Source organism: Gordonia soli NBRC 108243, from assembly GCF_000334455.1.
GTDB lineage: Bacteria > Actinomycetota > Actinomycetes > Mycobacteriales > Mycobacteriaceae > Gordonia > Gordonia soli.
Map to the genome: position 1 here is coordinate 199,572 of NZ_BANX01000002.1, position 19,808 is coordinate 219,379.

Below are 19,808 nucleotides of genomic sequence, written 5' to 3' on the forward strand. Positions count from 1 at the left end.
GGTGTCACTTCTGCGCCTGCGCGACAGCCGCACGCAGGCCGGCCGGTGTGACGTCCTGGACCTGGGAGTCGTTGACGAACACGGTCGGTGTGCCCTGCACGCCTTTGCCGAGTGCGGTCTGGGTGGTCGCGCGCACGCGATCGCGGTACTTACCATCGGTGATGCAGTTGGCCACGTCACCGCCGACGCCGGCGTCCTTTGCGATCTCGACGAGCCGGTCGTCGGTCAGTCCCGCACTTCCCTCGGCGGGCTGTTCGTCGAACATCGTCGTGTGCCAGGCCGGCCACTTCGCGACATCGGCCTCGGCGACGCAGTACGAGGCGTTGGCTGCGCGGCTGGAGTAGTCGGTACTGGAGGCCTTGTCCAGGATCGCGATCGTCGTGTAGTCGACAGCGACCCCCTTCTGCTGGGACAACTCGGACAGGGTGGAGCCGCTGATGGACTCGAACTGCCGACACGCCGGGCACTGCAGGTCCTCGACGACAGTGATCACGACCGGCGCGTTGGTGTCACCGAGTCGGATGGCGCCGGTGGCGGTGACGCCCGCAGGTGTGGCGGCATCGCTGGTGTCGTCGCCGGATCGACTGACCACCACGCCGACGACCACGGCCGCGACGATCACGACGATGGCCGCGACCACTCCACCCTGGATCAGGAGCCGACGCCGACGCTCGGACTTCCGGCGCTGGTCCAGCAGCTCCGCCGACTTGTTCCGCAGCGCATCCCTGTCCGTCATGTCTCTCCTGTCGATGCCCGACACTCACTCGGCGCCGTCGCGATCGACACGACGACGGGGGCTCGGTGCGGCCACCGGCCCTCGTCCACGATGCACCGTCCGCCTGAGAGCAGCCCAATAGACCCTCCGACCTGTGCATGTGCCGCTCGCCACCTCCGGTGGCCGTTCCACTCGCAACAGTTTTCACCTCTCACCCATCCGCGGCGGGGGTTCGACCGAACGACTACCGATCAGTAGCCGAACCGAGCTGGAGGACCCACCGATGAGTCACAACCCGCAGGAACGCCGCGAGGGTCGCGGCAAGCACCGCAGATCGAGCGATTGGCACCGGACATCCGCGCTGGTAGCTGCGGGTTCGGTACCTGTGATGATGGCCTTCGCGGGAGCCGGCCTGGCATCGGCGGCAACCGGCCCGGAAACCCCCGCGGCCCAGCAGCAGCCCACCGGCGACCGACACGGCGCAGGCACCCGCACGGCCCCGAAGGCCGGCCCCCTCGCCGCCGTCGACCCGGGCAAGCTCCACGCCCCCCGCCCGGTCGCACCGGTCAAGCCGATCCAGGCCCCGACCGGCCAGGTTCGCATCGGCGAGGTCCAGGCTCCGACTCCCCAGTGGCTCCCGCCGCAGCAGACCAAGCAGGTCAACGACGCTGCCGCGCAGGCCGAGGCGCAGGTCGCGACCTTCGGCGAATCGGTGGGCCTCGACCCGTCCCGCGCGGATCGGGTCGCCGAGACCACCGTCGGCGACGCGGCCGTCGGTGCCGCGATCGCCACCGGCACCGTGGGTGCACCGTTGGCTGCCGCAGGTGCCCTGGTCGGCGGTGTCGCCGGACTCGTCGCGGGCGTTCCGTTCCTGCCCGCCGGCTTGGTCGTCGGACCGCCCGTCGGCGCGGCCATCGGTGCCGCCGTGACCGCTGCACCGTTCACCGCGCTCGGTGCGGGTGTCGGCGCAGGCGTGGGCGCAGCTCGCGGACTCGCCGAGCCGCCGCACCGCTGAGTCACTCGCGCGCCCGGTGCCCCGTGCCGGGCGCGCGAGTCTCGAACAGTTGCTGACCGCGTCTGTTCCGACGCCCTACCGGGCGTCCCCTGACTGGCCGGTCCCGCGCTGAATCCCGACAGCAACGGATCGGTTCAGATGATCCCGGCACGGCGCCCTCCCCGGGGTGCCGTGCCGGGGTTGACCTCTTTCCACGCCGGGTACGCGCGGGTCGATGCCGATCCATGAGACCGACCAGCCCGATCCGACCGACAGCAGCGCGCCCGCGGTGGCCGATGCCGCCGAGCAGTCCGCGCCGGGTCCCACGGCCGCCGACACGTACACCGACACCTTCGCCGTCCGGATCATCGCCGATCCCGGTCCCCCGACCACGTCGGTCGAGCGCATTCGTGATCGGTTGACCGATCGGCTGTCCGCGGAGGCGGGCGTCTCCTCGCTCGGTGTGGTCAGCGAACCGCTCACGCTCGGCCCCGACGGTGCACTGCTGGTTCCCGAGTTGGTCGAGCGGACCCGCGACGACTCGTCGGCCGTCGTCGTCGTGACCGAGTTCCCCCGCATGCAGAACGGCCGTGGACTGGTCCTCGAGGTCGACCACCGGACCTCGACGGTCCTGGTGTCGTTGCCCGCCCTGGGCCTCGACCTGGCCCGACAGCTGGCCTCCGTCATCGTCGCCGGAGTACGACGTCTCCGGGATCCGACCGCACCCTCGTCGGTCCGTGGAAGCAGTTGGCGCAGTGGCGATGACGGACCGGACGGACACCCGGTGGGCGGATCGTCGACGAGCGCGAACGAGCGTCACACCGAATTCCTGACCTCCGACCGGATACTCGGCCGGGTCCGGATGGTCGCCGGGATGGTGCGCGGCAATCGGCCCTGGCGCCTGATCCCCACCTTGACCGGACTCATGGCCGCGGCGGCCGCAACGGCCAGCTTCGGCGTCTTCTACTCATCCATCTGGTCGATGGCCAACGCTCTCAGTCCTTTTCGTCTTGCAGTCCTCTCCGCGCTGTCGATGACGGTGATGACCGTGTGGCTGATCGCCAACAACCGACTCTGGGAGCGCCGTGGCGCACTGCCCCGTCTCCGCGCGCGTCTCTACAACGCCGCGACCGCGAGCACCGTTCTGCTCAACGCCGTGTTCCTCTACGCCGGATTGTTCATCGGCACGCTCGCCGCGTCCTTCGCAGTCATCGACGACGGCTATCTTGCACAACAACTCTCGATCGATTCGGCAGGCGTAAAGAACTACGTCATGCTCGCCTGGCTCGCGACCACGATGGGGATGGTGGCCGGCGCGGTCGGCTCGAGCGCAGACAGCTACGAGGACATCCTGCACGCCACCTATGGCTATCGGGAACGCGCACGTCGACGCCGCGAAGAGGAGCGCCAGCGCGACATCGAAGCAGCACGCGAACCACGCTGAAGGAGGAGATCCCATCATGGCACGGGCGCAGGCACGGGCACGCGACACCGAGATCGTCCGCACACTCATCAACCGGGCCGGGCGCACGTACGCCGACGAGGCCGGTATCACGCTGAAGAACACCCCGGCGCCGCTCTTCCGACTGCTGGTGCTCACGTCACTGTTGAGTGCGCGGATCTCCGCGGACATCGCGGTCGCAGCCGCCCGAGAACTGTTCGCCGCGGGCTACCGAACCCCGGAGAAGATGGCCGAATCCACCTGGCAGGATCGCGTCGACGCGCTCGGGCGCGGCCACTACGTCCGGTACGACGAGAGCACTGCCACACAGCTCGGTGAGACCGCGCAGGCGGTTCTCGACGACTATCGGGGCGATCTGCGACTGCTCGGTGAGAGCGCAGAGCACCGACCTTCCGCGGCGGCCGACCTGATCAGGCGATTCCCTGGGATCGGCCCGGTCGGAGCAGACATCTTCCTGCGTGAGGTCCAGGACGTGTGGGACTGGGTGGCACCGTACTTCGACGAGCGGGCGCTGAGCACCGCAGACGAACTCGGGCTACCGAAGGATCCCTTTGCGTTGGCCGACCTCGCCGACGGCGCTCCCGCGGCACTGGCGGCGGCACTCGTGCGGGCATCGCTGGACGACGAACTCCGCGCCGACTTCATGGGCCGAACAGCAGGCACGGTCGAGTCCACCTGACCGAGCCACGTTCGACAGCGGTGAACGACATCACATTCCGGGAGTGTCCTTCGTCACCGTGAATCGGATTCGCGATGCCGTGGATGGCGTCGCGACACGCCGCGATGCGCTGGGCAGACGCGGTCGGCGAGCACCGTTATCCACCCGTGACCAGAAGTCGCGAGGTCAACAGGGCGATGTGACCATCTCGTGATGAATTCGTAGAGTCGCTGGCGGTCCGATATCAGCCACCCGAACCACACACTCGACGGGGTGGCGGAGGAGGAACGATGACCACGAACCTGAAGAAACTCACCGTCCGCGCCGGCATCGTCGGAGCACTGGCGATCGCACCGTTCGCAGCCGCGACCGCCACGGCATCGGCCGACACCGGCCACAACTGGGACGCTGTCGCACAGTGCGAGAGCGGCGGCAACTGGGCGATCAACACGGGCAACGGCTACTACGGCGGCCTGCAGTTCACCCAGAGCACCTGGTCGGCGAACGGCGGCTCGGGCAGCCCGGCCAACGCTTCGCGCGAGGAGCAGATCCGCGTCGCGGAGAACGTGCTCGCATCGCAGGGCCCGGGCGCATGGCCCGTCTGCGGCTCGAACCTCTGAGCCTGACGAGAACCTGCCCCGTCAGCGTCGGCCCACAGCGGTCGACGATCAGAGGGGTCCGGGATGTCGGGGGCGGGATGTCGGCGCGATCAGCGCAGAGAGAACGACATCCCGGGCCTCGACCCCGCCATACGACGATCGGCGCGGGAGCGATATGTATCGCTCCCGCGCCGATCTCGTCCCGGGGTCACCGGCGAACACGCGGCCTGGCCAGTCGCCCAGGTGTCGCGCTCAGGCTTCGGGTGAGTCCTCTTCGTCCAACGCACTGACCGCTATCCCATAGGGCAGGAACCTGACCTTGCGGCGCGGATCGGTGTTGTGCTGGTTGGCGCGCAATGCCTCCACCTCGCCGGAGTAGACCTGCTCCACGCGAGCTCCGCCGTCGTCGTCGACCACGAAGATCGCCCAGACCCCGCTCCCCGCCTCGCCGGTCGTCTCCGGCTGCGGTTGCGGGCGCGTCCGGCGTGTCGCATCGTCGAAGATCACCGACCACGGACTGCCGGTACCGGGAGAGTCGAAGAACTTCCCCACGACATCGCGGAGTCCCTCGCCGGCTTCCCGTGCGAATCGATCGAAGTCCTCGGGATCGAGACCGAAGGGTCCGTTGCTGCCGGCCATGGCGTCCTCCTCTGGATCCGACCGCACGTCGCGGTCGCAACCCAGTGTCCTCACGATTCACCGATCGCGCCACCGGCGGTGCTCGCTGCGCAGTGTGGCGCCGACCAGACCGTCCCGGTCAGCAACACCAGACCGTCCCGGTCAGCGTCCCGAGCGGGCGCCCTGGGCCTCGGACCGACGCCCACCCGACCGGTTCTGACCACCACCGCGACGGGCACCCGTGTGCTCGCTGCGCGATGCACCACCGCGGGATGCGCCGGAACGGCCGCCACCGGTGCGGGCGGAGCCATCGCGTCCCGACCCGCCCTGTGCGCTGCGACCGGCCCCCTGCGCGGCACCGCCACGGCCGAACCGCTCTGTCCGCGTTCGCGACGCGCGGCACCGCACGGCGAACGCGCGTCCGGAGCCACCCTGTCCGGTTCCTCGCGCCGGTCCGCGACCACCTGCACGCCCGCCACCCGGCCGACGGCTGCCGCCCGAGCCGGACGACGCAGGAGCAGGCGCGCTGGGCGCGACGTGCGGGGCGCGCTCGCCGACGAGTGCGCCGACAGATGCCGAGCCGGCGGTCACCTGCTCGGGTCGCACCGAGATGCCTGCCTTGCGCAGCAACCCGTTGAGGTCCTTGCGCTGGTCCGGCTGGCAGATGGTGACGACGTCACCGGCGCTGCCCGCGCGGGCCGTGCGGCCCGAGCGGTGCAGGTACGCCTTGTGTTCCGCGGGCGGGTCGACGTGCACGACGAGCGCCACGTCGTCGACGTGCACGCCACGGGCCGCGATGTCGGTGGCCACCAGCACGCGCACCGAGCCGTCACCGAAGGCGGCGAGATTGCGGTCGCGCTGCGGCTGGCTGAGGTTGCCGTGGAGATCGACGGCCGGGATGCCGTCCGCGGTGAGCTTCCGGGCCCACTTGCGAGCCTGGTGCTTGGTGCGGGTGAACAGGATCCGGCGGCCGACGCCGGAGGCGAGCGTCTGCACCAACTCCGTCTTCTGGCCGGTGTCGGCGACCTCGAACACGTGGTGCGTCATCTGCGCGACCGGCGAGTTCTCCTCGTCCACGGAATGGACCGTCGGATCGTCGAGAAAGCGGCGGACGAGCTTGTCGACGCCGTTGTCCAGGGTGGCCGAGAAGAGCAGGCGCTGACCGTCGGCGGGGGTGGCGGCCATGATCTTGGTGACCACGGGCAAGAAACCCAGGTCGGCCATGTGGTCGGCCTCGTCGAGAACCGTGATCTCCACGGAGTCGAGGCGGACGATGCCCTGGCGCATCAGGTCGTCGAGGCGGCCGGGGCACGCGACCACGATGTCGGCGCCACGGCGCAGCGCCGCTTCCTGTCGCGCCTGCTTGACGCCGCCGAAGATGGTGGTGACGACCAGTCCGGCGGCCTCGGCCAGCGGGGTCACGGTTGCGGCGATCTGGGTCGCCAGCTCGCGCGTCGGGGCGAGCACCAGACCGGTGGGTGCACCGGCCTTGCGGTCGACGGCCAGTTCGGCCAGACCGGCGACCAGCGGGATGCTGAAAGCCAGCGTCTTGCCGGAGCCGGTCTTGCCGCGTCCCAGGACGTCTGCGCCGTCGAGGGTGTCCGGCAGCGTTGCGGCCTGGATCGGGAACGGCTCTGTCTTTCCTTCGGCGGTAAGGGCTCTCACGATGGGAGCGGGCACGCCGAGGGATTCGAATGTGGTTGTCATGGGGACCTTTCGAGCAGGTGATCACCACGGCACTTCGCAAGTGCGGTCGATGATCGGGTGGCGAAGGCGCGGGTGCGCGCATTCGTTCGCCGTACGAAGACATCTCGTCGATCTCCGGGTTCGCCCGGGATGCGAGGGAAGAAGCGTTCTACGACGCGTGACACCGCCACGAGGCGGGTCCATCGAGGTTCACGGTACACGCCGGATCCGGCGCCTGTCATTTCGCCGGGCGGGCGGGTCACACCTGCGCCACAATGGATGCGACGCAGGTCACAGGCTTCTATCGTGTGCTGACCGGGTCCGGTGCCGGCGACGGGCGAGACGGCTTCGCTTCCGCCTCGGGGTGCAGTGACCGGTGTGGTGCGGGGTTTCACGAGAGCAGGTCCGGGCTATTCGATGCCCTGAGCAACGACGAGCGGCTCCGAGCGACGACGGCGACGCCGAGCACGGTGACGAACAGCTCCGAGCGACGACGAGGGGAGAACGGTTGAGCACCGACGTGAGCGAGACGACGGCCGCCCTCGGACGCAGTCGCGCTCGCAGGCTGCCGACGGCACGGGGTCCCCTGTCCCGCATCGTCCTCGAGCTCCTGAACTCCGCCGAGGTCGCCGCAGACGACCACCGAGTGGACATACCGGCCCTGGACGACGTCGACCCCTACGGTGACGATCTACAACTGGCTCTGGCCGTCTGCTACGAACTGCACTACGTGGGCTTCGTCGATGTCGACGGGCGATGGGAGTGGCACCCGGGCCTCTTGGCCGTGCGAGCCGCTCTCGAACGCCACTTCCTGGCCGCGCTTCGTCGCGATGTGCCGCAATCGGGACCGTCGGACACCGCCGCTGCGGAGATGGACGAGCTGAGCTACTTCTCGCCCGACGGCGACGGGGGGTCGTACCACCTTCGCGACGTCGGCACCTGGGACCAGTTCCGGCAGATGTTCGCGCTGCGATCGATCTATCACCTCAAGGAAGCCGATCCCCATGCATGGGCGATCCCGCGGTTGCGCGGTCAGTCGAAGGCGGCCTTCGTCGCCGTCGAGTTCGACGAGTTCGGCGGTGGCAGAGGAGCCGCCGTACACCAGGAACTCTTCGCCGACCTGCTGCTCGCCGCCGACCTGAGTGCCGACTACCTCGGATACCTCGACGAGGTGCCGGCGGTGGCCCTCACGCCCGTCAATCTGATGTCGTTCTTCGGCCTGCATCGCCGCCATCGCGGTGCGGCCGTCGGCCATCTCGCCGCCACCGAGATCACGTCGTCGCCGGGGTCGCAGCGGCTGCTGGCCGGGTTGGAGCGGCTCGACGCCCCCGCCGCATGCCGGCATTTCTACGCTGAACACGTGGAAGCCGACGCCGTCCACGAGCAGATCTTGCGCACCGACGTGGTCGGCGATCTCGTGCGCACCGAGCCCGACCTCGAACTCGACGTCATCTTCGGAATCCGCGCATTCCTGTTCGTGGAGGACGCTCTCGAACGTCATGTGCTGTCTGCGTGGCGTCGCGGTGACAGCGCGATCCCGGCGGCTCGCCTCTGACGATCGCGGTCGGAGGATCAGTCCGACCGACGCCGACGCTTGCGATGGCTGGTGTCGCACAGTGGGTAGTTTCTGCTACGGCCGCACGCACAGATCGCCACCATGAATCGGTCGGACTGCACGCGTGTGCCATCCGGTAGCTCGATGTCGACCGGGCCCTCGACGAGCACCGGCCCGCCCTTGACCACCCGAACCGCTCTGGCGCGGTCGGTCATCGGCCCGCAGGGACGCGAATGTCCGCGTCAGCCGCGGATTCCGGTGCGCGGGCGGCGATCGCGACCAGCGTCTCGATCCGACGTCCTCTCTCCAGCATGCCGCGCCCCTCGAACCAACCGGCCCGCGCACTCATGACCGGTCCGAACGGGATGGTCCGTTCGGCGACGACTTCAGCGCAGAGCCCACCGGCCGTCAACGAGCCGAGTGTGGCTGTGGCATCGGAGAACTCGGAGTGCACGAGAAGCAGCGAACCACCGGGGGCGAGTAGTGCCGGTGCGTGGGCACAGACCACGTCGAGTACGGCACGACCGTCGGCCCCTGCATCCCAGGCGTGTGTCGGTCCGCCGGGATGCAGCGCCGAGTTGCGCGACGCCGGGGTCGGTACATACGGCGGGTTGCAGGTCACCAGATCGAAGGTACCGGTCAGTGCGGACAGATCACCGCAGGTCAGCGAGACATGCTGTCCGGCAGCGACTGCGGCCGCTCGTGCGTACTCGACGGCCGCGGCGGAGAGATCCACCGCGTGCACCGTATCGGCACCCAGTCGGGCCGCGGCGATGGCGACTGCACCGCTACCGGTACAGAGGTCGACGACGCGCGATCCGCGCGCACGGCCGCTGGCTCGCATCGTCTCGATGAGCAGCGCGGTGTCTTCCTGCGGCAGATAGACGTCCGGCGACGACGTTCGTGTCGGCAGTCGCGTCGACGTGACCGTCACAGACGCGCCCGCCTCGTCATACCCTCGCCGGTCCTGATGGTCACGAGATCGTCCACGAGCACCCTTTCGCCACGGTCCGGCCGGAAGGTCGGTTCCACTCCTCGCATCGTTCCCTGGCCTCCGCCATCTGAAACTCTGCTGCGCAGGGGACCGTCCACCGTCCCGCGACCAAAAACATACCGACCGGTTGAAAAAAACAAACCACTCGGTATATTCTCGGTCCATGCCTGCCGACCCCACCACTCCCAAGGGGGCCGCGACCCGCGCCCGGCTGCTGGCGGTCGCCGCCGATGTGTTCGCCGAGAAGGGCTATGCCGCCACCAGCTTCAGCGAGTTGATCGCGTCGTCCGGGCTCACCAAGGGCGCGTTCTACTTCTATTTCCCGTCGAAGGCAGCTCTCGCGGCCGCTGTCATCGAGGACCAGGAACGCCGTTGGACCGACTCCGTGCGCGAACGGGTCACCGGCCACGACTCCCCCACCGAACAGCTCGCCGACGTGATGCCCGCGATGCTCGACCTCCTCGCGGAGCGTCCGGGTGCCTGGAGCGCGATCCGACTCACGCGCGAACTGGCCGGCACCGACGTGCTCCCCGACCCGCGCGAGACCAGGGTCGAACCGTGGATCTCGTTGCTGGTCGGCATCATCCGCGCGGGTCAGCATGCCGGCCGGATGCGCGCCGACCTCGACGCCGAGGAGATCGCGCGGGTTCTCGTCGCCGCTTTCGACGGCATCAAGGCCTCGGTCGACGCCACCGCACCCGACCGTCGGCACGCCGAACTGGAGCGGTACACCCGCGTTCTCGAACTCCTCGCCCTCGGCGGACTGATCTCCGCCGACCCATCCGTTCCACCCCAGCACCCCACCGAAACCGGCTCGACCGACCACCAGGAGTGACGTCATGGAGTACCGCAATCGCACAGCCCTCATCACCGGCGCCAGCTCGGGCATCGGTGCCGAATTCGCCCGTGTGCTCGGACAGCGCGGCGCCGACCTGGTGCTCGTCGCTCGCAGCCGCGACCGACTCGACTCCCTCGCACAGGAGGTCCGGTCCGCCCATGGCGTACGTGCCGACGTCGTCGTCGCCGACCTCTCCCTCCCGCGAGCATCCGACGACCTGGTCGCCTCGGTGGCAGCGCTCGGCGTGGAGGTCGACATCCTGATCAACAACGCCGGCTTCGGCACGCACGGCGCACTCGCCGACGCCGATCCCGCGCGGATCAGGGACGAGGTGTCGCTCAACGTCGGGGCCCTCACCGATCTGACCACCGCCTACCTCCCCCAGATGACCCGCAGGGGTGCCGGGGTGATCGTCAACGTCGCGAGTACCGCAGGCTTCCAACCGGTTCCGCAGATGGCGGTCTACGCGGCGACCAAGGCCTACGTGCTGTCACTGTCGGAGGCGCTGTGGTGGGAGGGCAAGAAGAACGGTGTCTCGGTGCTCGCGTTGTGCCCCGGCCCGACCGACACCGAGTTCTTCGAGATCGTCGGCACCGACGATGCCGCCGTCGGCGCACGACGGACCGCGGCGCAGGTCGTCGAGACCGCGCTCCGAGGTCTCGACCGTGGCGCGCCGAGTGTCGTCGACGGACTCGCGAACAGGATCAGCGCGGTGTCGTCGCGATTCGCTCCACGTCGGGTCGTGCTGGCGATCGCGGCCCGCGCGGTGGGCGCGTCGAAGTGACCTGCTCCTCGCCGACGATCCGCCGGTCGGCGATCTGACCCGCCGCCTCCAGTCCCCCGCTCGTCAGTCTCCCCGCACCCAGTCCAGCAGCGCGTCCACCGGCCAGGTCGTGACGATGCGGTCGTCCGGGATGCCCAACCGTTCCGCACGTTCGGCTCCCAGCGCGGTGAAACCCAGTTGACCGGGCGCGTGCGCATCGGAATCGATGGCGAACAGGCAGCCGACCTCGAGTGCGATCGCGATCAGGTCGTCGGGCGGATCGACACGTTCGGGGCGTGAGTTGATCTCGACGGCCGTAGCGGAGTCGGCGCACGCCGAGAACACCTCGCGCGCATCGAAGGTCGACTGCTCACGGGCCCCACTTCCACTCGACACCCGGCGGCCCGTGCAGTGGCCGAGCACATTCACGCGCGGGTCGCGCGCGGCCGCGACCATCCGCCGGGTCATCGGGGCGGCGTCCATCGCGAGTTTCGAATGCACCGACGCAGTGACGATGTCGAGCCGTGCCAGCATCTCGTCCGACTGGTCCAGCGAGCCGTCGTCGAGGATGTCGACCTCGATCCCGGCGAGCACCCGGATGCCGCCCTCGTGCTGTGCGTCGACATCGGCGATCTCCCGGATCTGCCGATCGAGTCGTTCCGCGCTGAGACCGTTGGCCACTGTCAGACGCGGCGAGTGATCGGTGATGGCAAGCCACGAATGGCCGAACGCGACTGCTGCGTCGACCATCTCGTCGATCGGTGCGCCGCCGTCGCTCCAGTCCGTGTGCGAGTGCAGATCACCCCGGAGAGCCGCGTAGAGACGGTCGCCGCCGTCGGCGATACTCGCCGGTGCCGAATCCTGCAGGTCGGACAGGTAGGCGGGGATCCGGCCGGCCACCGCCTCGGTGATCACCGTCGCCGTCGTCGCGCCGATCCCCCGTAACGAACCGAGGGTCTTCGCCGCCGCACGCTCGGCGAGCTCATCCGGTCCGACCGCTGCTGCCGCGGCCGCGGCCCGGCGGAACGCCTCGACCCGGTAGGTGCTCTGCCGACCACGCTCGAGCAACCATGCGATCCGGGTCAGCGCGGTGACCGGATCGATCGGTGCGTCCAGCGGGCGCAACGTCCTCATCGGCGCCGCGTGTGCCCATCGTCGGCGTCCGCGGGTTCCGCGGCGGCGAGGCGTTCGTGGAGACGGGTACGGACGTCGTCGGCATCGTAGGAGTTGCGCTGTCGCTGATCCCGGGCGACGACCGCCCCGCCTGCCGCCACGCCGACCGCTCCGGCCAGACCGAGCCATTTCCACGCGTTGTGCATGCGCCCGAGGATAGTTCCTGCATTACCCTTCATCCGTGCGCTCAGGCAGAGATGTGTCCGCCGCCGGTCCGCGCGGCGGCATCGGACTGGACGAAGCCCTCGATGTCACACGGACCGGTGACGTGTGGCTGTTCCGCGGCCGGTCCGGACCGGACCGGGCCATCCGGACGCTGACCAACGCCCCCGTCAACCACGTCGCGATGACCGTGGCCATCGACGATCTGCCTCCTCTGCTGTGGCATGCCGAGCTCGGGGATCGGCTCACCGACGTGTGGACCGGCACCCGTCATCGCGGCGTCCAGCTGCACGATGCGCGCGAGGCCGTGCTGCAGTGGGCGGAGCGGTACGGGCAGGATTGCTGGCTGCGCCAGCTGACCCCGGAGGTGTCGACCGAGCAGGAGGACGCTCTCCTGAAGGTCATCGCCCGCCTCGACGGCACACCTTTCCCGTCGACCGCGCGTCTGGCCGGCCGCTGGTTCCGTGGTCGTGTGCCGACCGGTCTCGATGTCGTCCGTGGGGTGCCCTTTCTCGATCGCCTCGCCCGCGAGCGACGGGCGGAGAAACGTGCCGACGTCGCGAGCCTGCAGGCCGCGTACTGCGCCGAGGTGGTGGCGATCACCTACGCGGAGATCGGCCTGATCCATGACGACAAGAACTCGAACTGGTTCGACCCGGGACGATTCTGGAGCGGTGACGAACTTCCGTTGACACATGACTTCCGTCTCAACGAGGAGATCACGGTCAACCCGTGACCGCTGTGTTCAACCGGTCGAGGCGGTATCGGATCAGGAATCGGCGCGCGGTCGGATGCCCTCGACCGCGAGGGCGAGGAGTCGACGGGACTCGACACACGACTCCCCGAGTGCCACCATGTTGGCGAGGGTGAACACCTCGTCGACCGTCAGGTCCGCTCTGATCTCGCCGGCCTCTTGCGCCGACGCCAACAGTCCCGCCCCCACGTTCCGCAGATCGGAACAGCTGGTGAAGAGCGGACTCTCCCGATCGCGGGCCGCAGCCGTGATGACCTCCGGCAGCCCCTGATAGCTCGCCACGTGCCGCGACAGCGCGGCCAGCCAGTCGATCAGCTTCTCTCCGGGGCCGCTCGCCCCTCCTTCGCCGACGCCAGAGTCGCGATCGCCGAATTCGAGCAACCGTCCGGTCTCCTGCCGCATCGCAGCCGCGATGAGCGTCTCGCGGGTCGGGAAATGCCGGTACAGCGTCCCGGGGCCGACTCCGGCCCGCTTCGCGATCTCGTCCAGTGAGGCATCGATCCCACTCTCACGGAACGCCTCGGCCGCGGTCGACACGATCTTGTCGTAGTTCCGCCGGGCATCGGCTCGCATCGGTTTGACCGGGGCGGACGCGCTGGTCATGACACCTCCTGGCTCAGAAGAGCACACAAGTCTTGAAAACGGAGCCAATCTCCGCTTTCATGTAAACGGAGTCGCTCTCCATTTGGAGGGCTTCTCCACTTATCCACCACTTTAACCGCATCGAAGACTCCCAGGGGGTAGTCGTGACCGAGTTGTCCCACCGAGCCGGTCGGCCGGAAGCCGATCCCGGACCGAATGCATCCCATCCCGCACACAACGACATCGACTCCATGGACAGACGGACGTGGATCGGACTCGCCGTGGTGGTGGCGAGTCAGCTGATGATCATCCTCGACGGCACGATCGTCACCGTGGCATTGCCACGCATCCGCGACGACCTGGGATTCAGCGAGGTCTCGCAGTCCTGGGTGATGAACGCGTACGTTCTTGCCGTCGGCGGACTGCTACTGCTCGGCGGCCGCCTCGGCGATCTCATCGGTCGTCGACGTGCGCTTCTCTACGGGATCGCCGTGTTCACCGCTGCCTCTCTCCTGGGCGGACTGGCCGTCAACGCGCAGATGCTGTTGGCGGCGCGCATCCTGCAGGGTGTCGGTGCCGCCCTCGCCGCACCGACCGCACTCGGTCTGATCGTCGCCAACTTCCCGGCCGGCCCGGCGAGATCCCGCGCGATCAGTTGGTTCTCGTTGGGGGCCGCTTCCGGCGGCGCCATCGGCCTGCTCCTCGGTGGGGTGCTCACCGAGCAACTGTCGTGGCACTGGGTCATGCTGGTCAACGTCCCGATCGGTCTCGCGATCCTGGCGCTGGCCCCGCTGACCGTGGACGAGACCGACCGGCAGCGTGGACATCTCGGGATCGCCGACACAGTGTTGTCGGCCACCGGTGTCAGCGCGGTGGTCTACGGCTTCATCCGAGCATCCGAGCAATCGTGGTCCGATCCGGCGACGTTGGTCTCACTGACAGTCGGGGTCATCGCTCTCGCGGGCTTCACCATCCGGCAGCGTAGGTCCACTCATCCGCTGCTCCCGCCGCGTCTGGTGAACACCCTGCCCAAGGTCGCGCCGTACCTGGTCATGCTGCTGCTGCCCGGCGCGATGATGGGGATGTTCACCTTCACCACGCTGCATCTGCAGGACGTGTTGCGCTACAGCGTGATCGCGTCAGGATTCGCCTTCCTCCCGTTCATGGCACTCAACATCGGGCTGACCGTTTCCGGTGTCACTGCGCGGCTCGTCGCACGATTCGGTGCGGCGCGCATCTTGCTGGTCGGCCTGTTCCTGGCGATCGTCGGACTGCTGTGGCTGTCGCGGATCGGCCCCGACTCGTCGTTCCTGGTCGACATCCTGGCGCCATCGATGGTGATGGGCGCAGGCATCGGACTGTCGATCGTGCCGGCCAACGTCCTGGTGGTCGACAATTCACCGGAGGCTGACACCGGTGCGGCATCCGGGTTGATGCAGGCGCTGCTGCAGGTCGGCGGCGCTCTCGGCCTGGCAACGCTGATGACAGTGTTCGGCCCACTGCAGCGCGAGGACCCGTCGGGGACGGCGACCGGGACGACAATCCTGGTGGCGTCGGCGTTCGCCGGCGTCGCCTTCGTCGCGTTGGCGATCGCGACCTTTCGAGTTGCTCGCCGTCCCTGACCGACCGGCCTGGTCCCGGTGGTCGGCGTGCGGCCGATCGCCGGGACCCGAGACGCCCCTCCCCGCGCCGACTCCGTCGGCGATCGACGTGGCTCAGTCCAGGGTTGCGCGGAGTCGGGCGATCTCGGCGGCGAGTTCGGCGCGCACGGCGTCGTGCCGGGGGCCGAGTTGCGTTTCCGGGTCGCGCCATTGAGCTGGGTCCCGGAGCCACACCGGCATCCCGACCAGATGCGCTGGCTCCCAGTCGTATCGCGGCCAGATGTGGGCGTGGAGGAACGCGTGCGTGTTCCCCAGGATCTCCACGTTGGTCCGTCGGAATGCGGGATCCCGATCGCCGCACACGGTCGTCACCGCGGCCGCCACGAGGTCCACGTCGGCCAGGAACGCCAGTCGGTCGGGTCGCGGGAGATCGGTGAGCCGATCGATGCCCGGCGTCTTCGTCAGTGCCAGAGAGTATCCCGGCAGGAACTGGGCGTCACCGATCACCGCGAACGCGGCCTCGAGTTCGGCGATCACGGTCGGGTTGGTGCCACGGATCGCCGAACCTATCCGATCTGCTCGCCAGTCCTCGACCATGTCTCCCCCTGTCCTGACCGCGTGAATCGAGCCTATCGGAGCCATCCGAGATCGGAGGCCACGCACTGCAAGGATCGAAGCATTCTCGCGTATCCCGACTGCGGCATCGCACCTCCCACGCCTTCGGTCTGGGTCAGGCTACTCCGGGACCGACGACACCCGGGTCGGTGACCGCTCAGGAGTGTGCGTACGCGCCGTCGGCGATGTCCTGCAACAGGGTTGGACCAGTTGGGTTCCAGCCGAGCAGTTCGCGGGTCTGATCGCTCGTGCCGGTCATCTCCAGGCCGAAGAAGGCTCCGATGAAACCGAAGTGGTCGACCGCATCCTCCGGCGCCACCGCGGTGACCGGGACGTCGAGTGAGCGCCCGATCGCCTCTGCGATCTCCCGCGACCCGACCGACTCGGCGGCCGCGTGCACCCGGGTCCCACCGGGTGCGTTCTCCATCGCCGTCCGCACCAGGTGCGCGGCATCCGATCGGTGCACCGCCGACCAGGCGGTGGAGCCGTCCCCGACGTACGCCGAGACCCCGTGTCGTTTGGCCGCCGCGACGATGTACGAGATGAAACCGTGGTCACCCATTCCGTGCACCGTGGGCGCGAACCGCGCGGCGATCACGCGCACGCCACGGTCGGCGTATTCGAGCGCCAGATTCTCTGCGCCGCCGCGCAGCGAGTCGACGCCGACGAACGGTGACGGATCGGACTCGCTTCCCGGACCGTCCGGCCGGAGGCGGGCGAGGCCGCTCGCGACGACCAGTGGCCTGTCCGTGCCGACGAGTGCATCCGACAGCGTCTGCACGGCATAACGTTCGGCACGGTTGGACGCGGACATGTCGGCCCAGTCGTGCTTGTTCGCCAGGTGGACGACCGCCTCGGACTCCTTCGCCCCGCGGGCCAACGCATCGAGATCGTCCAGGTCTCCGCGCAGCACCTCGACTCCCTTGGCATCGAGTGCGACGGCCGACGCATCGGAGCGCGCGAGCCCGGTCACCTGATGTCCGGCGCTCAGCAAGTCGTCGACGGTCGCGGACCCGATCCACCCACTCGCTCCGGTCACGAATACGCGCATAGTCATTACCTCCTGTTTCGGCGTCCACCCACGGCGGTCGATGTCAGCAACTGACGTCAGTTACTGACATAAGCGACGCTACGCCCGACGTCAGAAACTGTCACGTAAAATCTGGCGGCATGGCCAGATGGACACCGGGCGCGCGGGAACGCCTACAGCAGGCAGCTCTCGATCTGTTCGCCACGCACGGCTACGACAAGGTGACCGTGGCCGAGATCGCCGAGGCCGCGGGCGTCACCGAACGGACCTTCTTCCGTCACTTCGACGTCAAACGTGAAGTCCTCTTCATCGGCCAAGACGAGTTCGCCGGCGCATTCCTCACACCCATCGGCGACCTCCCCGACGAACAGACCGACCCGGGCACGATCGTGCTGGCCGCCCTCGCCGGTGCGTGCGACTTCTTCCCCGACGACCGCCGACCGTTCTCCCGCGCACGCGACGCGATCATCGACGCCGAACCCGCCCTGCAGGAGCGCGAACTGCTCAAACTCGCCGGCCTGACCGACTCTCTCACGAGAGCGATGTCGGTCCGGGGGATCGATCCCCAGCGCGCGCGGCTGGCCGCCGAGACCGCCACCGTCGCCTTCCGCACCACATTCGCAACCTGGATCGCCGACGGCGAGAATCGTTCTTTCCGTGCGGTCCTCGACTCGGTGCTGGCCGACCTGACCGTGCTCGCCGACGGAATGGCGGCCCACCCCCCGATTTCGTAGAAGAAATTCCCGGATTCCGGAAACTTCTTCTACGGATCCGCGCCGCGTGAGGGCCGCCTACTCCCGATTGACGGCCACCGCCGCCTGGACCAGCGCGACGAATGCCTCGGGGTCGAGGACGTCCGACTCCTTCAGGTCGATCGCACGGCGGGTGCCCGCGTCGAGACTCGCGTTGAACACCTTCGCCGGGTCGGGCAACGACGCCCCCTTGGCGAACGTCACCTTGATCTTGTCCTTGTACGTCTCAAGCGTGAGGACGAGGCCGTCCAGTGAGAACGTCGGCACCCCATCGGGATTGGACGGCTTCCGCCACTTGACCTCTTCGGTGATATCCGGTTCGGCACGGACGATCAGTGACCGCACCTCGTCCACCCTGGTGGCCCGCCAGTCGTTGCTCATGGGATCACGGTAGTCCTCGCACCGTTCGATCTCACGAGTTCTGACGCGTATCGGAATCAACGCCGCACGTATCGCAGCTGGGCCACACCGTCGTCGAAGACCCGATGCTCGACGAGGCGGAGATCGAGGCGGACATCCGCGGGGATTGCACGGAGCCCGGTGCCGATCACCGTCGGCACCACGAAGAACTGGAACTCCTGGACGAGACCGGCGCGGATGGCATCGGCGGCCACCGTCGGGCCGAATATCTCCACGATGCCGCGCGCCCCGTCCACGATTCGACGCAACTCGTCCAGCTCGAGAGTCGACACCAAGCGGTCCCCTTCCGCTCCGAGATCGTTCGGCCCCAACGTCGATGACACGACGATCTTGTCGAGCCCCTGCCAGCGGCGCGCGAACTCCTGCTCCGCGGGTGTCCACTGCTCGTCGGCCGGCTGAGCGTTCCAATATTGCATCAGCGCATAGGTTCTGCGACCGAGGACCTCGGTCGAGGTCGCAGCCATCCGTTCGACATGGACATCGAACAGCTCAGCACTCGGCGCCGCCCACTGGAAATCTCCTGCGGCGTCGGCGACGAAGCCGTCGAGAGACATCGTCGCGCCATAACTCAGGGTTCCCATTGCCGCAGACCTCCGTATCCGGCTCGGACTCCGTCGGACGCGACGGCCGGTGCGACACATCCGCTGGTGTCGAACCCTACGGACACCGGCGCACGACCACCGCCGATGAGCCGAACAGCCGACCCGACAGCCGCTTTCGCGGCGTGCAGTCCTACCCGTCCGACGTGTCAGGCGGGTTCGCGCATCACACCGACATGTCGGACGATGCCGGAGATCTTCGGGAGTTCCTTGACCGCCGACCACGTGCGCAGACCGTCGCGGCTGTCGGAGTAGAGGTACTTGCCGCGGGTGTAGGCGTCGAAATACAGGCGCCAGACACCGTTGGGCAACTGGATCGCGGTGGGCCCCTCCACGAATGAGCCCCATCGGCCGGGAGCGACGAAGCGATACGGTCCGATCAGAGCCGGCGCGACGGCATGCTGGATGTACTTGTGCGTCTCGTTCTTGGTGAACGCGTGATACATCCCGCCCACCTTCACGATGCTCGTGTCGATGTGGTCGGCGCCGATGCCGATCAGCGGCACGGGCGGGCTCCAGGTCCGCAACCACGGATCGAGCGCGGTCATCACATACGGGACGAAGCCACCGCCGGTGGACATCGACAGGATGACGCTGACACGTCCGCCGTCGACAAACCACTCGGGCGCCCACGCCTTGGTGGTGAACGGCGACAGGGACGGACCGTCACTCGAGCCTGCCGATCCGGACGAACCGGGACCGCTCGACGAGCCGCCGAGCAGACCCTTGCCGTCACCGGTGCCCGGTAAGAGGGCGCAGCACAACGGAACCGGCCAGTTGCCCTGCGGTGTCCAGGTGATGCGGTCGCGACTACGGGCGAAGCCGATGTTCGCACCGTTTCCGGTGGTGTAGGTGATGTAGTAGTACCCGTCGGTGTGGTGGAAGATGCTCGCATCGCGCACCCGTCCCGCCGGCGGTCGGTATCCCGACTTGCGAACCAGGCGGAAGTTCGTCCCGTCGCCCGACGTGTAGATGTCCATGTCGCGGTCGCTGGCGCTGCTGAAGGCCACCATCGTGTACCGCCAGCCCGACGAGGGCGCTGCGGCGACAGATCCCGCCGTCGACACCAGAAGGGCGACGACGGCGAGAATGGCAACGGCGATGACGGAGAAGAATCCCCGCTTCCTGAGGTTCACCGATGCAGTATCCACCACCGCGCGTCCGGTGTATAGAAGGTGTGCGGTTCGGGACTGCGTCGGACTCTGTCCGCGGGGCCGGCGTGTCGACGCGGGTGAACC

General features: G+C 68.4%; 23 protein-coding genes. 10 read left to right on the top strand and 13 right to left on the bottom strand.

Annotation, left to right across the window (positions count from 1 at the left end; genetic code table 11):
- Positions 1-4: 4 nt before the first annotated feature.
- On the bottom strand, positions 5-736 hold the full coding sequence (locus GS4_RS01425) for a DsbA family protein (protein WP_007616750.1): 732 nt from the start codon (positions 734-736) through the stop codon (positions 5-7).
- 262 nt (positions 737-998) lie between these two features.
- On the opposite strand from GS4_RS01425, the gene GS4_RS01430 reads away from it, so the two are divergent.
- The 4 genes from GS4_RS01430 (at position 999) to GS4_RS01445 (ending at position 4,449) form a co-directional block, all read left to right on the top strand.
- A complete protein-coding gene (locus GS4_RS01430) occupies positions 999-1,730 on the top strand; it encodes a hypothetical protein (protein WP_007616751.1) in 732 nt (243 codons plus the stop codon).
- A gap of 214 nt (positions 1,731-1,944) precedes the next feature.
- Positions 1,945-3,153, top strand: coding sequence for a hypothetical protein (locus GS4_RS01435; RefSeq protein WP_007616752.1), 1,209 nt, complete (start codon positions 1,945-1,947; stop codon positions 3,151-3,153).
- A 16-nt stretch (positions 3,154-3,169) separates the two neighbouring features.
- A complete protein-coding gene (locus tag GS4_RS01440; RefSeq protein WP_007616753.1) occupies positions 3,170-3,850 on the top strand; it encodes an HhH-GDP family DNA glycosylase in 681 nt (226 codons plus the stop codon).
- 269 nt (positions 3,851-4,119) lie between these two features.
- Positions 4,120-4,449, top strand: a complete 330-nt coding sequence (locus tag GS4_RS01445; protein ID WP_007616754.1) for a transglycosylase family protein — start codon at positions 4,120-4,122, stop codon at positions 4,447-4,449.
- 231 nt (positions 4,450-4,680) lie between these two features.
- On the opposite strand, the gene GS4_RS01450 is transcribed toward GS4_RS01445, so the two are convergent.
- Together GS4_RS01450 and GS4_RS01455 are read right to left on the bottom strand one after the other, a co-directional pair.
- The gene (locus GS4_RS01450; RefSeq protein ID WP_007616755.1) at positions 4,681-5,067 is read right to left on the bottom strand and encodes an Rv0313 family protein; all 387 of its coding nucleotides are present in this window, start codon (positions 5,065-5,067) and stop codon (positions 4,681-4,683) included.
- Between the two features lie 141 nt (positions 5,068-5,208).
- The gene (locus GS4_RS01455; RefSeq protein ID WP_007616756.1) at positions 5,209-6,753 is read right to left on the bottom strand and encodes a DEAD/DEAH box helicase; all 1,545 of its coding nucleotides are present in this window, start codon (positions 6,751-6,753) and stop codon (positions 5,209-5,211) included.
- Between the two features lie 487 nt (positions 6,754-7,240).
- Here GS4_RS01455 and GS4_RS01460 point away from each other — a divergent pair, with 487 nt between their 5' ends.
- Positions 7,241-8,287 (top strand): iron-containing redox enzyme family protein, encoded by a 1,047-nt coding sequence (locus GS4_RS01460; protein WP_007616757.1) that lies wholly within the window; start codon positions 7,241-7,243, stop codon positions 8,285-8,287.
- Positions 8,288-8,304: 17 nt separating this feature from the next.
- On the opposite strand, the gene GS4_RS01465 is transcribed toward GS4_RS01460, so the two are convergent.
- On the bottom strand, positions 8,305-8,502 hold the full coding sequence (locus GS4_RS01465; RefSeq protein ID WP_007616759.1) for a CDGSH iron-sulfur domain-containing protein: 198 nt from the start codon (positions 8,500-8,502) through the stop codon (positions 8,305-8,307).
- The gene (locus GS4_RS01470) at positions 8,499-9,221 is read right to left on the bottom strand and encodes a HemK2/MTQ2 family protein methyltransferase (protein WP_007616761.1); all 723 of its coding nucleotides are present in this window, start codon (positions 9,219-9,221) and stop codon (positions 8,499-8,501) included. Before GS4_RS01470 ends, GS4_RS01465 begins: the two co-directional genes overlap by 4 nt.
- Before the next feature lie 223 nt (positions 9,222-9,444).
- Between GS4_RS01470 and GS4_RS01475 the strand changes: the two genes are divergently transcribed.
- Both GS4_RS01475 and GS4_RS01480 read left to right on the top strand, forming a co-directional pair.
- The gene (locus GS4_RS01475; RefSeq protein ID WP_007616763.1) at positions 9,445-10,116 is read left to right on the top strand and encodes a TetR family transcriptional regulator; all 672 of its coding nucleotides are present in this window, start codon (positions 9,445-9,447) and stop codon (positions 10,114-10,116) included.
- A gap of 4 nt (positions 10,117-10,120) precedes the next feature.
- The gene (locus GS4_RS01480; RefSeq protein WP_007616765.1) at positions 10,121-10,903 is read left to right on the top strand and encodes an SDR family NAD(P)-dependent oxidoreductase; all 783 of its coding nucleotides are present in this window, start codon (positions 10,121-10,123) and stop codon (positions 10,901-10,903) included.
- Between the two features lie 63 nt (positions 10,904-10,966).
- On the opposite strand, the gene GS4_RS01485 is transcribed toward GS4_RS01480, so the two are convergent.
- Both GS4_RS01485 and GS4_RS01490 read right to left on the bottom strand, forming a co-directional pair.
- Positions 10,967-12,016 carry a PHP domain-containing protein gene (locus tag GS4_RS01485; RefSeq protein WP_040508971.1) on the bottom strand — a complete coding sequence of 350 codons (1,050 nt, stop codon included), beginning with the start codon at positions 12,014-12,016 and terminating at the stop codon, positions 10,967-10,969.
- Complete coding sequence (locus tag GS4_RS01490) at positions 12,013-12,201, bottom strand: hypothetical protein (RefSeq protein WP_040508974.1); 189 nt, start codon at positions 12,199-12,201, stop codon at positions 12,013-12,015. The genes GS4_RS01485 and GS4_RS01490 overlap by 4 nt, the downstream gene beginning before the upstream one ends.
- Before the next feature lie 35 nt (positions 12,202-12,236).
- Between GS4_RS01490 and GS4_RS01495 the strand changes: the two genes are divergently transcribed.
- Positions 12,237-12,953, top strand: a complete 717-nt coding sequence (locus GS4_RS01495; protein WP_174343985.1) for a guanylate cyclase — start codon at positions 12,237-12,239, stop codon at positions 12,951-12,953.
- Positions 12,954-12,986: 33 nt separating this feature from the next.
- Here GS4_RS01495 and GS4_RS01500 read toward each other — a convergent pair whose 3' ends face one another.
- Positions 12,987-13,574 carry a TetR/AcrR family transcriptional regulator gene (locus tag GS4_RS01500; protein ID WP_007616772.1) on the bottom strand — a complete coding sequence of 196 codons (588 nt, stop codon included), beginning with the start codon at positions 13,572-13,574 and terminating at the stop codon, positions 12,987-12,989.
- Between the two features lie 143 nt (positions 13,575-13,717).
- On the opposite strand from GS4_RS01500, the gene GS4_RS01505 reads away from it, so the two are divergent.
- Entirely contained in the window at positions 13,718-15,175 is a 1,458-nt protein-coding gene (locus GS4_RS01505; protein WP_007616774.1) for an MFS transporter, read from the top strand.
- A 93-nt stretch (positions 15,176-15,268) separates the two neighbouring features.
- Here GS4_RS01505 and GS4_RS01510 read toward each other — a convergent pair whose 3' ends face one another.
- The gene (locus GS4_RS01510) at positions 15,269-15,751 is read right to left on the bottom strand and encodes an HIT family protein (RefSeq protein ID WP_007616775.1); all 483 of its coding nucleotides are present in this window, start codon (positions 15,749-15,751) and stop codon (positions 15,269-15,271) included.
- 175 nt (positions 15,752-15,926) lie between these two features.
- Complete coding sequence (locus GS4_RS01515) at positions 15,927-16,820, bottom strand: SDR family oxidoreductase (protein WP_007616776.1); 894 nt, start codon at positions 16,818-16,820, stop codon at positions 15,927-15,929.
- Between the two features lie 119 nt (positions 16,821-16,939).
- Here GS4_RS01515 and GS4_RS01520 point away from each other — a divergent pair, with 119 nt between their 5' ends.
- Positions 16,940-17,533, top strand: a complete 594-nt coding sequence (locus tag GS4_RS01520) for a TetR/AcrR family transcriptional regulator (protein WP_007616777.1) — start codon at positions 16,940-16,942, stop codon at positions 17,531-17,533.
- A 57-nt stretch (positions 17,534-17,590) separates the two neighbouring features.
- On the opposite strand, the gene GS4_RS01525 is transcribed toward GS4_RS01520, so the two are convergent.
- The 3 genes from GS4_RS01525 to GS4_RS01535 form a co-directional block, all read right to left on the bottom strand.
- Positions 17,591-17,932 (bottom strand): DUF1801 domain-containing protein, encoded by a 342-nt coding sequence (locus GS4_RS01525; protein WP_007616779.1) that lies wholly within the window; start codon positions 17,930-17,932, stop codon positions 17,591-17,593.
- A gap of 56 nt (positions 17,933-17,988) precedes the next feature.
- A complete protein-coding gene (locus GS4_RS01530; protein WP_007616781.1) occupies positions 17,989-18,552 on the bottom strand; it encodes a dihydrofolate reductase family protein in 564 nt (187 codons plus the stop codon).
- Positions 18,553-18,719: 167 nt separating this feature from the next.
- Positions 18,720-19,724, bottom strand: a complete 1,005-nt coding sequence (locus GS4_RS01535) for a glycoside hydrolase family protein (RefSeq protein WP_007616783.1) — start codon at positions 19,722-19,724, stop codon at positions 18,720-18,722.
- Positions 19,725-19,808 lie beyond the last annotated feature (84 nt).

What these genes read in the sequence shown, in the direction of transcription:
- GS4_RS01515 (WP_007616776.1), bottom strand. Translation starts at nt 16,820, where the DNA reads ATGCGCGTATTCGTGACCGGAGCGAGTGGGTGGATCGGGTCCGCGACC.
- GS4_RS01520 (WP_007616777.1), top strand. Translation starts at nt 16,940, where the DNA reads ATGGCCAGATGGACACCGGGCGCGCGGGAACGCCTACAGCAGGCAGCT.
- GS4_RS01510 (WP_007616775.1), bottom strand. Translation starts at nt 15,751, where the DNA reads ATGGTCGAGGACTGGCGAGCAGATCGGATAGGTTCGGCGATCCGTGGC.
- GS4_RS01425 (WP_007616750.1), bottom strand. Translation starts at nt 736, where the DNA reads ATGACGGACAGGGATGCGCTGCGGAACAAGTCGGCGGAGCTGCTGGAC.
- GS4_RS01490 (WP_040508974.1), bottom strand. Translation starts at nt 12,201, where the DNA reads ATGCACAACGCGTGGAAATGGCTCGGTCTGGCCGGAGCGGTCGGCGTG.
- GS4_RS01445 (WP_007616754.1), top strand. Translation starts at nt 4,120, where the DNA reads ATGACCACGAACCTGAAGAAACTCACCGTCCGCGCCGGCATCGTCGGA.
- GS4_RS01430 (WP_007616751.1), top strand. Translation starts at nt 999, where the DNA reads ATGAGTCACAACCCGCAGGAACGCCGCGAGGGTCGCGGCAAGCACCGC.
- GS4_RS01465 (WP_007616759.1), bottom strand. Translation starts at nt 8,502, where the DNA reads ATGACCGACCGCGCCAGAGCGGTTCGGGTGGTCAAGGGCGGGCCGGTG.
- GS4_RS01475 (WP_007616763.1), top strand. Translation starts at nt 9,445, where the DNA reads ATGCCTGCCGACCCCACCACTCCCAAGGGGGCCGCGACCCGCGCCCGG.
- GS4_RS01450 (WP_007616755.1), bottom strand. Translation starts at nt 5,067, where the DNA reads ATGGCCGGCAGCAACGGACCCTTCGGTCTCGATCCCGAGGACTTCGAT.
- GS4_RS01455 (WP_007616756.1), bottom strand. Translation starts at nt 6,753, where the DNA reads ATGACAACCACATTCGAATCCCTCGGCGTGCCCGCTCCCATCGTGAGA.
- GS4_RS01525 (WP_007616779.1), bottom strand. Translation starts at nt 17,932, where the DNA reads ATGAGCAACGACTGGCGGGCCACCAGGGTGGACGAGGTGCGGTCACTG.
- GS4_RS01530 (WP_007616781.1), bottom strand. Translation starts at nt 18,552, where the DNA reads ATGGGAACCCTGAGTTATGGCGCGACGATGTCTCTCGACGGCTTCGTC.
- GS4_RS01500 (WP_007616772.1), bottom strand. Translation starts at nt 13,574, where the DNA reads ATGACCAGCGCGTCCGCCCCGGTCAAACCGATGCGAGCCGATGCCCGG.
- GS4_RS01440 (WP_007616753.1), top strand. Translation starts at nt 3,170, where the DNA reads ATGGCACGGGCGCAGGCACGGGCACGCGACACCGAGATCGTCCGCACA.
- GS4_RS01435 (WP_007616752.1), top strand. Translation starts at nt 1,945, where the DNA reads ATGCCGATCCATGAGACCGACCAGCCCGATCCGACCGACAGCAGCGCG.
- GS4_RS01480 (WP_007616765.1), top strand. Translation starts at nt 10,121, where the DNA reads ATGGAGTACCGCAATCGCACAGCCCTCATCACCGGCGCCAGCTCGGGC.
- GS4_RS01485 (WP_040508971.1), bottom strand. Translation starts at nt 12,016, where the DNA reads ATGAGGACGTTGCGCCCGCTGGACGCACCGATCGATCCGGTCACCGCG.